The organism is Paenibacillus sp. LK1, assembly GCF_002750415.1.
GTDB classification, from domain to species: Bacteria; Bacillota; Bacilli; order Paenibacillales; family Paenibacillaceae; genus Paenibacillus; species Paenibacillus taichungensis.
In genome coordinates this window covers 155,681-167,966 of sequence record NZ_PEII01000012.1, presented here as the reverse complement: position 1 = coordinate 167,966, position 12,286 = coordinate 155,681, and the positions used below count along the sequence as shown (strand labels likewise).

Sequence of the window (12,286 nt, the reverse complement as noted above, 5' to 3'; positions counted from 1 at the left end):
TAGCTTTTTGACTCTAGTTTTATTCGAAAATAGCGAAAATAGAAACAACACTGATGACATACAAAACAACGGTGATTAAGATGGGCTTGTCCTCAAATAGAACTCGATCAGGCGAACCCCCTTGGTTCTTCATATGAATCAGATACAGATAACGGAACATGCCGTATATAACCAAAGGAATCGTCCACATTAAATGAATGGTGCGATCGGATGTGAACGTAAAGAGCGAATAACTGATAATGGTCGCCGTTGTGACAATGGTATTGAACTGATCCAATAACGTAATCGAATAATTATCCAATACTTTACGGTGTGAACCGGTATTTCCCTCAAGCAGAGTAAGTTCATTCCTCCGTTTGCCAATAGCCAGGAATAGAGACAAAAGCATCGTACAGATGAGAAACCACGGCGTAAATGGTACATGGATCAGCACACCGCCCGCAATCGCACGAAGTACAAACCCAGCCGCAATAGTCATCATATCCAAAATAACGAGATGTTTCAGTACAAATGAGTACGAGACATTCAGAAGGAAATAAACAATACATAACACTCCGAATAACGGGTTCATTACAAAGGCTGTCCCGAGCGAAAAGATCAATAACAGTATTCCAAACAGCAAGGCGTGAGCCGGATTGACCTGTCCAGAAGCAAGGGGACGGAACATCTTCACCGGATGCTGACGATCTATGTCGCGATCTACATAATCGTTTAAAATATAAACGCAGCCTGCAACCAGGCTAAATAAAATAAAACCTAGCAAAGTCGATAGAATGGTCTCCGTCCGAATTTCCTCAAAAGAAAAAAGCAGAGCGGCAAATAACAACAAATTTTTGGTCCATTGTTTCGGTCTCAATAATTTTAGCAATCCTGAAATGGTATTTCCTGTCCCTGCAGCAGGTGTAGACACGGTACTGGTACGTGATGATAACAATTTCCATAACTCCCTTCAAAAGCAACTTCTGACTTATATAAATAACGTAAAGATCTAATCATATGTTGCTTGTATAATTTTGTAAAGGGATTACAGGAAGAATTTATATTTTTTTGCATAAAAAAAGAGACCGTTTCCGGTCTCTTCTTTCTTTACATTACATCATTATGATTATGTGAATTTAAACTAAAATTCGAATTGCACGTCGCTTAGGCGGCGTTTAATCTCAGCGATAACACGTTTCTCTTCTTCTTCCCCTTTAGCTTCAAAGGTAACGGAGAAACGAACAAAGTTACCGGCATCATCCCAAGGCACCGAAGAGATCAGTTTCTCACGGATCAGGAACTGGGAGAAGTCTTCGCCTGATTCAAAGCGGCGGCCTCCGACAATACCTTTTGGAGCTTCAACATAAAGGAAGAAGGAACCTTTAGGTTTCTCAGCCTGGAAGCCCAGCTCGTTCAGTGCAGCTACCAGAAGGTCGTGACGACGGGAATATTTCTCGGCGATTTTTTCCGTGATTTCCGGGTGGTTCAATCCATAAGCAGCAGCCTTTTGGATCGCGATGAACTGACCGGAGTCATTGTTGTCTTTTACGTCGCTGAATGCTTTAACAACAAGCGGGTTACCTGCAACAAAACCAATTCTCCAGCCTGTCATGTTATAGGACTTGGACAGGGAGTGCAATTCTACGCCCACATCCTTCGCACCAGGTACGGACAGGAAGCTGAACGGTTTTTTGCCGTCATAAGTCAATGCTGCGTATGGAGCATCATGTACAACGACTACGCTGTATTTCTTCGCCCATTCAACCACTTTCGTAAAGAACTCTACGGTAGCACTCGCGCCCGTTGGGTTATTCGGATAGTTCAAATAGAGCAGTTTCGCTCGTTTCGCGATATCTTCCGGAATAGCCGACAGATCTGGCAGGAAGTTGTTCTCCTTGGTCAATTGAATGTTGAACACTTCGCCACCCAGGTATTTGGTGTGTGTACCCATAACCGGATACCCTGGCACCGTCATAATCGTTACATCACCTGGATTAATGAAGCAAGAAGGCATCATCGCCAAAGCTGGCTTGGAGCCGATGGAATGCACGATTTCAGTTGATGCATCGATACCTTCAACATTAAATACATTTTTCAGGTAAGCAGCTGCCGCTTCCTTGAATTCAGGAATACCATTATCCGCGTATCCACGGTTCTCAGGTTTGGAGGCTTGCTCCGCCAATGCAGCTACGATGCCTGCATCTGCCATCTCGTCTGGTTCACCTACGCCGAGGTCAATCAGTTCTACATTTGGAAAATCTTTTTTAGCCGAAGCTTTGGCACGTTTGATTTTCTCGAATTTATAGATGTTGGTGTCTTTACCATAGTTGGAGCCGCCAATACGGTCGGCAAAATTAGTCTGAATGTACGTTTCCTGATATTTATCGATACTCATGATTTTGTTCATCTCCTCATTTGACGCAAATTTCTACACTTTAATATGAAGCATTTGCGCGTTCAAAACCATGGACAAATTATCCGAACATTTGTACTTTCTCGAGCTGTCAGCGGCTACGCAGTGAGGCCAGAACATCTTCCATATCCTGCGGAAGCGGAGCTGTAAATTCAAGGTATTCTCCAGTCGTTGGATGTACAAAACCGAGAATCGCGGCATGCAGGGCTTGTCCCTGCATTTTGATTCCTTTGTTACGACCATACGTCGGATCTCCAACAAGCGGATGACCTATAAACTTCATGTGAACACGAATCTGGTGGGTACGCCCTGTCTCCAATTTCAGCTCCAACAACGTGTAGTCATTGATGCGCTCGGTGACGGTAAAATGCGTGACCGCATGTTTACTGTTACGCTCTGTCACGGTATACATTTTGCGATCATTGGTATCTCGACCAATCGGTGCATCAATCGTACCCTGATCATGGCTAAGATGCCCATGAACGAGTGCAATATATCGTCTATTCACACTATGTTCTTTGAGTTGAGCGGCCAGTGAGGCGTGAGCACGATCATTTTTGGCAGCCATAATTAGACCTGATGTGTCCTTATCAATCCGATGAACAATACCCGGACGCAGTTCGCCGTTAATGCCTGAGAGATCTTTACAGTGATACATCAATGCATTAACAAGTGTTCCTGACGTATGTCCTGGTGCTGGATGTACAACAAGGCCACGCTGTTTGTTGATAACGATCAAATCACTATCTTCATACACCACTTCAAGTGGAATATTTTCAGCAATAATCTCTACAGTCGTCGGTTCAGGGATCCAAAGCTCTACCAGATCGCCTTCAGATAATTTGGTGTTAGCTTTGACTTTAGCCCCGTTCACCGTTACGAATCCGTCTCCGATCCACAATTGAACTTGGGAGCGCGATACGTTATCCATGGATTCTGTAATATATTTGTCAATTCGTTCTTTATTATGTTCAGCAGCAACCGTCCATTCCATACGATCATTGCCATTCAAGAGTTCATCGTCATGCGTTGATGTGTCTCCGTTAGTCTGTTCTTCATTTTGCAATTTACTCATGATGTTCATTCCCTTCGACCTTTGCGGCTGCTTTCTCGCGCCGTCCTTCAAGCAACGTTTCTACAATAATCAATACCACACCGATACAGATCGCCGAGTCGGCTATGTTGAAAATGGGAAACGTATAGCTACCAAAATTAAGCTGGATAAAATCGACAACTTCTCCGGTCAAAGCCCGATCCAGGAAGTTACCAATAGCCCCCCCAAGCACCAAACTAAGCGCTACAGGCAGCAATTTGTGCGGAGTATCTTTTACCTTTTGCAAATACCAAACCAAAGCCACCACGACAACCAGTGTAACCACAATAAAGAACCAGCGTTGATCCTGTAAAATACCAAAAGCTGCACCTGAGTTACGATGTGATGTGATGACAAAGAAATTGCCAATCACCGGAATTTCATCTCTAAGTTCCATCCGGGTTGCAATTAGGAACTTCGTTCCCTGATCGACTAAAAATACGATAAAAGCGAGGATATAATACACCACGTTTGTTTGTCACTCCGTTCTTGTCTTTTCCAAACGATACCAGGCTTTACGCCAGACTTGTTCATTGTAGCACAGCTGTTTGGAAATCGTCCACGACGCGGTTAGCCGCAGCCTGCATGGCAAAAAAGATAACATTTCCCTTCTGTAATTCTGCACCAAATGGTACATCCTACAACAGAGTTAAATCCGGAGTTCATACGGAACAGAAAGGGGAAAATGATGTCACATTTCACTGCCAAACAACTGCAATCCTTACGTTCCCAATTGATAACTGAAAAGCGCGATATTGAACATAGACTGGAGCAGAACGAACATTATGGTCTTGGTGACTCCATGAAGCTTCAGACAGGCGAATTATCACCGATTGACAACCATCCGGGTGATGTAGCTACCGAGATGTATGATCGCGAAAAGGATATTTCCCTGCTGGAGCATGATGAATTTCAATTGGAGCGCATCGATTCTGCCCTGCATTCCATCGAAGAAGGTCATTATGGAACTTGCGCCGTCTGTCAGCAACCTATCCCCTATGAACGCATGCAAGCTGTTCCTTACACCAAATACTGCAAAAAGCATCAACCGGAAACCGTTGTTTCCGAAAATCGCCCTGTCGAGGAAGAATTCCTCGCCCCTGCCTTTGGCCGCACAAGCCTGGATGAACGTGATGACCAGAACGGTTTTGACGGCGAAGACGCATGGCAGATTGTTGAAAGTTGGGGTACCTCCAATACTCCCGCTATGGCTGAGGGACGCGACATCGACAGTTATGACGTTATGGCGATTGAAGCCACTGACGAAGTCGAGGGATGCGTTGAGGCATATGAGAGCTTTGTTGCAACCGATATCTACGGTCATGACGTGTCCATCGTGCGCAATCGGCAATATCGACAGTATCTGGAGAACCGTGAAGGAGAAGGTCTGTTAGAACCGGATATCGAGTCAGATGACACGTATTAACCTACGGGTACTCTAATAAGTGTTTAATTCCAACTGTCGCTGCACAATCCGTACAATATCTGCGATGTAATCACCCACGATGGGCAGATTAAGCGCGCCTAGCACTTGTAACACGTAAATAATCGTTGCTGCAAAAAAAGTAAAACCGATGGCAATCCCCACGCCCCTTGCGGCGCCAGACAACAGATTAAGTCCGATCAGCTTCCACGGCCGGTTAAGTAATTCCGTATACTGTGCGATTCGTGAACGTTCAAGTTCATTCGCGAGCCGGTTAGTGAGCTTGTGAAGTTCTTCAATCTTGTCCTCCGCATTCTTGGAATGCGTCGTGGATTCTGAATTAGATGGCGATTGGGTATCCTGTTCGTTCATAATTTACTCAGTTCCTTTGATGTATATAGAATGTCTGCACAATAGAAATCATTGCCCATTTGCTGAAAAACCAAACGAGCCAGGACACAGGATTGATCTCCTGCATCTGAGGCTCGTTGGCATGTCTGTCTCTATATACTGTCCTATTTGAAATAGAGTTACTCTGTCCCCGTTAAAGTCTGACAGAGCAATCCTTTCTTCAGGAACGCCTTACGTGAGAATTACAGTATTACCCCTCGATATAAACACCGATGGCTTTGCCTCCAGCTTCAATGCGCTGCATTGAATCATTCGTTCCGAAGGTAACTTCGGTAACGAGCACATTTTCACGCAGCACATGATCAAAAGCCTTAATCGCTTCTTGTAAAGCAGAGTCTACATCCAGCGTCAAACGTACTCTTTTCTCAATCGGCAGATCCAGCTTCTTCCGTGTGTCTTGAACTGCACGAATGACTTCACGGACCCAACCTTCCTGTTCAAGTTCTGCTGTGATCTCCGTATTGAGAGCTACCGTCAGACCATAGCCGGATGCCGAGGCAAAACCGGATTTGGCTTGTTTCTCCACCAGCAGTTCTTCCCCCGTCACTTGCAGCTCTTCGCCTTCCGGAGAAACAACGTTCAGAAGATTTTCTGTCACCACTTTACGCGTCTCATCTGCTGACATTCCTTTGAAGAAATTCTGCAGGAACCCTACGTTTTTACCGTATTTTTTACCCGCTACCTTCAGGTTCAGCTTCAAAGTGAAATCAACGAAATCCGCATCATCATGCTCGGTACGAATAGTTTTGACATTAATCTCATCCTTGATGATCTCTTCATAACTTGCCAGATCGAAGCCTTTATCCAGAGAAACAATCAGTTCGGACAACGGTTGACGTGTCTTGATTCCTGTTTCGTTACGGACATTACGGGCAAGTTCCACGATTCGGCGTGCTGTCTCCATATCCTGCTCCAGATTCAAGTCAATCAGCGTTTCATTGGCAACCGGATAATCATCCATGTGCACACTCTCACCGGTAGTCAGGTTCAGATAGATATCTTCTGCAAGCATTGGTGTGAATGGAGCCACGAGCTTGGCAGTAGTCACCAGCACCTCGGTAAGTGTACGGTAAGCGTCCAGTTTGTCTTCTGTCAATCCACTACCCCAGAAACGGTCACGTGAACGACGGATGTACCAGTTGCTGAGTTCATCTACAAACGCTTCAATGGCTTTGGAAGAGTTCAGATAGTCGTTAACAGACAGCGCTTTTTCTACAACGAGAATCAGGCTATTCAGTCTTGACAAAATCCAGCGGTCCAGATTGTGTGAAGACAACTTGAATGGATGCTCCTGTGGATCAAATCCATCAATCGTAGCATACAGCGTCAGGAATGCATGGGTGTTGACCAACGTATCCACCATTTTGGATTTCGCTTCGCCCACGATGCCTTTGGAGAAACGTTTGCTGTTCCATGGTGCGCTGTCAGACAGTAATGCCCAGCGGAATGCGTCTGTACCGTATTCTTCGATAACTTCCCAAGGATCGATAACGTTACCTTTGGATTTGGACATCTTCTGTCCGTTCTCATCGAGAACGTGGCCTGTTGCCATAACTGCTTTGTAAGGCGCTTTGCCTGTCAAAAGTGTAGATACAGCCAGCAAGCTGTAGAACCAGCCACGCGTCTGGTCAATTCCTTCACAGATCATGTCTGCCGGATATTGCTGTTCGAATATTTCTTTATTTTCAAATGGATAGTGCTGCTGGGCAAACGGCATGGAGCCGCTGTCGAACCAGACATCGATCACTTCCGGTGTGCGTTTCATTTCATATTTGCCACAAGAGCTCATGACTTTGACGTCATCTACATACGGCTTATGCAGCTCCAGATTCTCAGGCACGTCGCCAATTGCACGAGCACGCAGTTCAGCGATGCTATGCGGAGCGAATTGTTCACCTGTCTCTTCGCACACCCAGATGTTCAATGGCGTTCCCCAATAGCGGTCACGGCTGATATTCCAGTCTACGAGATCTTCAAGGAACTTCCCGAAACGCCCGTCACGAACGTGGCCCGGGTACCAGTCTACTTCACTGTTATTGGCGATCAACTGATCCTTGATTGCTGTTGTTTGGATAAACCAGCTGTCCATTGCATAGTACAGAAGTGGTGTATCACAACGCCAGCAGAACGGATAACTGTGCTCATATTTTTCTTTGCTGAACAAACGTCCTTTTTCAGACAGGTATCTTACGATATCAATATCGCAATCCTTAACAAAACGTCCGGCAAAATCAGTTACCTCTGGCACAAACTTGCCTTCCAGGTCCACCATGTTCACAAAACTGATGCCATTCTCACGACATACACGATAGTCATCTTCACCATGTGCTGGTGCCATGTGTACAATCCCTGTACCACTTGCATCGGTTACAAAACCTGCACCCAGGATGATGTTTGCTTTCTCAGCCTGCACGTAGTTGAACGGAGGATCATACGTTTTGCCAACCAGGTCAGAACCTTTCAAGGCACCGATGATTTCATATTCACCTTTGGCATCCTTCATGACTTTCTCAACAAGATTAGTCGCCATGATATACACTTCGTTGTCCTGACGAACACGGGAGTAGTCCATATCCGGGTTCACGGCAAGTGCAACGTGTGAAGGCAATGTCCAAGGCGTTGTTGTCCAGGCAAGCACGAATTCGCCGCTGTCATTCAGCTTGAATTTGGCTGTAGCACTGAGGTCTTTCACGTCTTTGTAACCTTGCGCTACCTCATGGGAGCTAAGTGTAGTCTGACAAGACGGACAGTAAGGACTCACGCGGTGACCGCGATACAGCAGGCCTTTTTCATGAATCGTCGCCAGAATGTTCCACACACTTTCGATGTAATTGTTATCAAGTGTGATATACGGATTATTCATGTCTGTCCAGTAACCAATACCTTCGGTCAGATCGCGCCATTGTTGTTCGTATTCAAACACGCTCGCTTTACATTCGTTAATGAATTTCTCCACGCCATAATCTTCGATTTCCCACTTGTGGGAGATGCCCAACTTTTTCTGAACACCCAGTTCTACAGGCAGACCATGTGTGTCCCAGCCTGCTTTACGAACGACGCGGTAACCCTTCATCGTGTTATAACGTCCCACGAAATCCTTGATGACCCGTCCCAGTACGTGACCGATATGTGGTTTACCGTTGGCTGTAGGCGGTCCCTCGTAAAATACGAAGTTCGGCTTACCTTCGCGGTTTTCGATGGATCTTTTGAATGTATTCTCGGTTTTCCATTTGTTTAACACGCGTAGTTCTCTGGCACGTGCTTTCTCTTTGACGTCAACTCGTTGCATGATAATCTTCCTTTCGAGATATAGTTGTGGACCGTCCACAAAAAGCGTTTCAATCCCCCTAAATCCCCCTTACCAAGGGGGACCCCATAGGCGCTCCGCCCTCTGGACACCCGGAATGGGTTGTCTTTGGCGGGAGCTACGGTGGCGTTGGCGAGGGTGTCTATGTTGGAGTCGGCCCTCATGCGGCTGTCCCCTTCGGGAACGCCGCAGGGCCTTACCCGCGAGAAGGGAGTTGCCGGACGCTTCGCTCATCCGGCGGTGGGCTCTCTCCTTGAGGCACCTTCAGGCCTCATGGGCGTTCGCCTTTTTTTGGACACAAAAAAACCTCATCCCTGGAAAGGGACGAGGTTATGCTCGCGTTACCACCCTAATTCTGTTCATCACAAACCACATCCAATATAAATTGGGTATGCTCTGTCATCAACAGCGCTTATGCCCCGCTTAACTACAGCAGGGTGCCAATGTAACGTTCGGCTCACGGTTTCGCTTACACACGGCCAATCCTTCACCGCTTCAGCGTCACTTCTCCGGGGAGATATTCGGCTATAACTCATCCATTGGCTTGCACCAGACGCCAACTCTCTGAGGGATGAGATCATAACGTACTGAACCCGTCATGGAATCACTATTCATTATGAATATAGTTATAGCCTCTTTACAGGCAAAAGTCAACCAGGCGGATAGACTAATAAATTTCCTTCATTTCCCGCTCACGGTCACGGACTTCCTGCTCCCGGCTCTCCAGCGCTTCCCAACCATCCTGAGTCAACAATTCAAGCTGTGCTTCCACAAGTGTACGGAAACGGGCACGATAGATGGACGCCTGCTTTTTCAGCTCTTCGACTTCCAAAGCAATTTTGCGTGATTTAGACAAAGATTCGTTTACGATCCGGTCCGCATTTTTCTCGGCTTCCTTCACGATCAACTGTGCTTCTTTTTTCGCATTGTTCTTCACATCATCTGCAGCTTCCTGCGCAATGATGATCGTTTTGCTCAGCGTCTCTTCAATCGTTGCAAAATGATCAAGCTTCTCCTGAACGGACAGCAACTGATTACTCAGCTCTTTGTTTTCGCGAATGACGCCTTCGTAATCTTTGATGACTTGATCCAGGAATTCATTGACCTCATCCTCGTCATACCCGCGCAAACGTCGGGAAAATTCCTTGTTGTGTATGTCCAGCGGCGTTAATGGCATGCTGTCCACCTCCTGTAAAAGTTCCTTCCCGGAATGAGAAGGTTTGCAGCATATGGGTTCCACCCAAGGGGCCGTATATGTGATGCCCAATCCTGGCACGAATACGGAATGCAGGATCAGACTCTGATCCTTTGGCGGTCATATCAACCTTTGCACTTTAATGTATATCGGAAACACCGAATGTTTTTTGCACCTTTACCTTAAACATTTCGACAAGAAAGCGGGTTTTCCTGCAACACTCTTAGGCAAATTTGCCGATTTTTACGCGGCAGCGTCCCTTTTTGGTCAATCCATCCTGTTCCATCACCTTGAATCGACCAAATCCTTGAATGGATACCACATCTCCTGCCTTCAGCGCTTTGGACGGATCTTCCTCCACTTTCCAATTCACACGACAGCGGCCAGCCTTGATCGGAACGAGAACTTTACTGCGACTAAGCCGATACACATCTGCACAGATGCCATCCAAACGCAGTGAAGCGACAGTAATATCCATCGTCTCCAGTTTGCTCTCGGACCATTTCAGCTGATCCAGTGCCAACAGCTCCGTAAACACATGTACCCGGTGCACCTGATTCAGTTGAAGCGATAAAAAAGCGCCGGTTTCCGACGCCACCACCGTATGGCATCCGTCCTCCAGCACTTGAATATCACCGATCTTGCCACGTTTCATGCCAAGCCCGAGCAGGGCACCCATATAGTCCCCATGCTCCAGCTCTTTGATTTTCTGATCGTCAGACGTAATGCTCATCACCTGCATACCCATATCCTCATCGTCCAGATACCGATAATCCGGTGCAATCAGCGCACGCTTACGTTCAGCTGTTTCATAACCACCATCCAGACGAATCTGTACATCATCTCGACGGTTCACAAGTGTTTGTAAAATAAAGACCTGCCTGGGATCAAGAAAGTCAGTTAGCTTCATGTCATGATACTTACCTGCCCGTTCAACCCAGTCTGAGGCTTTATCCACAAAATCCCGCTCATCATGACTAAAATGCTCGTAAATCTCACCGCTCATCTATGTTCACCCTACCTTAATATACAAAGTATCGGAGGACGGAGATCAGCCCATTAAGCGCGAGTTGAAGAACGATCAACGCCACAATCGGTGAAATATCCAACACACCGAACAAAGGCGGAATAAATCGGCGGAAAGGTCTTAAATATGGTTCTACAAACTTACCTAGCCATTCACCGATGAAGCTCTCCCGTGCATTGGGAAGCCATGACATCAATATGTAGACAATGACCATGTAAAAGTAAATCTGGTATAACGTGTACAACACGCTTTCAATCTGATACAAAAGTGGCTCACCTCATTCTGTTATAATCTTGCTCGCTGTCAGCCAGTATTTCCGTAATTGAACCCTGAATTTCAACCGTATCTGGCGTACAGAGAAAAATGTTGCCGCCAATTTTTGAAATACCGCCGCCCAGTGCATACACTGTGCCACTCAAGAAATCAATGACGCGCAAAGCCTGATCCTGACGTACCCGCTGCAGGTTAACGACAACTGTACGATGGGAGCGCAGATGGTCAGCAATCTCCTGTGCTTCGTCATAAGAACGCGGTTCATAAAGGACGACTTTAACATTTTTCTGGGAATGAATGCTCACCACATTATTACCCCTTTGGTTTCTACGTTTATCGAGACTTGAGGTTTCAGCTTCCTGCTGATCAGGATCATGTTCCTCTTGTGCCGCCATACGCTCACGTTCCACAATCTCTTCCTCTTCCTGAAGCCCGAGGAAATTCATAAACTTATTCATTACGCCCATTGCGAACCCTCCTCTTTTCCTACGAGAATCGATCCAAGCCGAACCCAAGTTGCCCCTTCTTCAATCGCCACTTCAAAATCATTGGACATGCCCATCGACAACTCGGTCAATGGCTCCGCTGTCAAAGCTTGTCCATTCAAATGGTCTCTAAGCTCACGCAGTCCGCGGAATACGGGACGTGTAAGCTCTGGATCTTCCTCATGGGGTGCCATGGTCATCAGGCCGATGACCTTCAGGTTGTTGAACGAACTGATTTCACGCAAAAAGGAACTCGCCTGTTCAGGCTGCAAGCCATACTTACTTTCTTCACCCGAAATATTCACCTGCAATAATGTTTCCACCTGGATGCCAAGAGACGCCGCCTTTTTATCCAACTCCTTGGCCAGGGACAAACGATCCAGTGAATGTATGTAACGGAATTTACCGATGACGTCCTTCACCTTATTCGTCTGTAAATGACCGATAAAATGCCAGGTTCCCTGCTGACCGAATGCTTCCCATTTCGCTTGTGCATCCTGCCAGCGGTTTTCGCCAATATGCTCAAGACCGTGTTCCAGCACAGCTCCCGTTGTTTCAAGTGAGACGTATTTCGTGACAGCAATCACATTCACATCTTCACGTTGACGGCCACTGCGCTGACACGCGGCTTCGATCTTCTGATTTACTAGTTGTATACGCTCCTCCAATGACACAGAGGG

Annotated in this window: 12 protein-coding genes and 1 other annotated feature; of the genes, 1 reads left to right on the top strand and 11 read right to left on the bottom strand. The window is 46.4% G+C overall.

The window, feature by feature from the left end; translation table 11 throughout:
* Positions 1-19 precede the first annotated feature (19 nt).
* The 4 genes from CS562_RS24635 to lspA form a co-directional block, all read right to left on the bottom strand.
* Positions 20-910: a decaprenyl-phosphate phosphoribosyltransferase gene (locus CS562_RS24635; protein ID WP_099858509.1), complete on the bottom strand. Its 891-nt coding sequence runs from the start codon at positions 908-910 to the stop codon at positions 20-22.
* 210 nt (positions 911-1,120) lie between these two features.
* A complete protein-coding gene (locus CS562_RS24630) occupies positions 1,121-2,374 on the bottom strand; it encodes an LL-diaminopimelate aminotransferase (protein WP_099858482.1) in 1,254 nt (417 codons plus the stop codon).
* Positions 2,375-2,483: 109 nt separating this feature from the next.
* Positions 2,484-3,467: an RluA family pseudouridine synthase gene (locus tag CS562_RS24625; protein ID WP_099858481.1), complete on the bottom strand. Its 984-nt coding sequence runs from the start codon at positions 3,465-3,467 to the stop codon at positions 2,484-2,486.
* Positions 3,460-3,954, bottom strand: a complete 495-nt coding sequence (gene lspA / locus CS562_RS24620; RefSeq protein WP_024628399.1) for a signal peptidase II — start codon at positions 3,952-3,954, stop codon at positions 3,460-3,462. Before lspA ends, CS562_RS24625 begins: the two co-directional genes overlap by 8 nt.
* A gap of 219 nt (positions 3,955-4,173) precedes the next feature.
* Here lspA and CS562_RS24615 point away from each other — a divergent pair, with 219 nt between their 5' ends.
* On the top strand, positions 4,174-4,911 hold the full coding sequence (locus CS562_RS24615; RefSeq protein WP_099858480.1) for a TraR/DksA C4-type zinc finger protein: 738 nt from the start codon (positions 4,174-4,176) through the stop codon (positions 4,909-4,911).
* Between the two features lie 12 nt (positions 4,912-4,923).
* On the opposite strand, the gene CS562_RS24610 is transcribed toward CS562_RS24615, so the two are convergent.
* The 7 genes from CS562_RS24610 to CS562_RS24580 form a co-directional block, all read right to left on the bottom strand.
* A complete protein-coding gene (locus CS562_RS24610) occupies positions 4,924-5,280 on the bottom strand; it encodes a DUF5665 domain-containing protein (RefSeq protein WP_063567857.1) in 357 nt (118 codons plus the stop codon).
* 229 nt (positions 5,281-5,509) lie between these two features.
* A complete protein-coding gene (gene ileS / locus CS562_RS24605) occupies positions 5,510-8,608 on the bottom strand; it encodes an isoleucine--tRNA ligase (RefSeq protein ID WP_099858479.1) in 3,099 nt (1,032 codons plus the stop codon).
* A 335-nt stretch (positions 8,609-8,943) separates the two neighbouring features.
* Positions 8,944-9,235 (bottom strand) — a binding site (T-box leader).
* Between the two features lie 58 nt (positions 9,236-9,293).
* Complete coding sequence (locus CS562_RS24600; protein WP_063566974.1) at positions 9,294-9,803, bottom strand: DivIVA domain-containing protein; 510 nt, start codon at positions 9,801-9,803, stop codon at positions 9,294-9,296.
* A 241-nt stretch (positions 9,804-10,044) separates the two neighbouring features.
* On the bottom strand, positions 10,045-10,827 hold the full coding sequence (locus tag CS562_RS24595) for a YlmH family RNA-binding protein (protein WP_076288135.1): 783 nt from the start codon (positions 10,825-10,827) through the stop codon (positions 10,045-10,047).
* A gap of 16 nt (positions 10,828-10,843) precedes the next feature.
* Positions 10,844-11,113, bottom strand: coding sequence for a YggT family protein (locus tag CS562_RS24590; RefSeq protein ID WP_205524745.1), 270 nt, complete (start codon positions 11,111-11,113; stop codon positions 10,844-10,846).
* A 7-nt stretch (positions 11,114-11,120) separates the two neighbouring features.
* A complete protein-coding gene (locus CS562_RS24585) occupies positions 11,121-11,588 on the bottom strand; it encodes a cell division protein SepF (RefSeq protein ID WP_063566976.1) in 468 nt (155 codons plus the stop codon).
* Positions 11,579-12,280: a YggS family pyridoxal phosphate-dependent enzyme gene (locus tag CS562_RS24580; RefSeq protein WP_076288134.1), complete on the bottom strand. Its 702-nt coding sequence runs from the start codon at positions 12,278-12,280 to the stop codon at positions 11,579-11,581. Before CS562_RS24580 ends, CS562_RS24585 begins: the two co-directional genes overlap by 10 nt.
* Positions 12,281-12,286: the final 6 nt, after the last annotated feature.

Bases quoted from the DNA above. Each gene is read 5' to 3' on its own strand.
- CS562_RS24615 (WP_099858480.1), top strand. From the start codon at position 4,174: ATGTCACATTTCACTGCCAAACAACTGCAATCCTTACGTTCCCAATTG.
- CS562_RS24595 (WP_076288135.1), bottom strand. From the start codon at position 10,827: ATGAGCGGTGAGATTTACGAGCATTTTAGTCATGATGAGCGGGATTTT.
- CS562_RS24600 (WP_063566974.1), bottom strand. From the start codon at position 9,803: ATGCCATTAACGCCGCTGGACATACACAACAAGGAATTTTCCCGACGT.
- CS562_RS24625 (WP_099858481.1), bottom strand. From the start codon at position 3,467: ATGAGTAAATTGCAAAATGAAGAACAGACTAACGGAGACACATCAACG.
- ileS (WP_099858479.1), bottom strand. From the start codon at position 8,608: ATGCAACGAGTTGACGTCAAAGAGAAAGCACGTGCCAGAGAACTACGC.
- CS562_RS24610 (WP_063567857.1), bottom strand. From the start codon at position 5,280: ATGAACGAACAGGATACCCAATCGCCATCTAATTCAGAATCCACGACG.
- CS562_RS24630 (WP_099858482.1), bottom strand. From the start codon at position 2,374: ATGAGTATCGATAAATATCAGGAAACGTACATTCAGACTAATTTTGCC.
- CS562_RS24585 (WP_063566976.1), bottom strand. From the start codon at position 11,588: ATGGGCGTAATGAATAAGTTTATGAATTTCCTCGGGCTTCAGGAAGAG.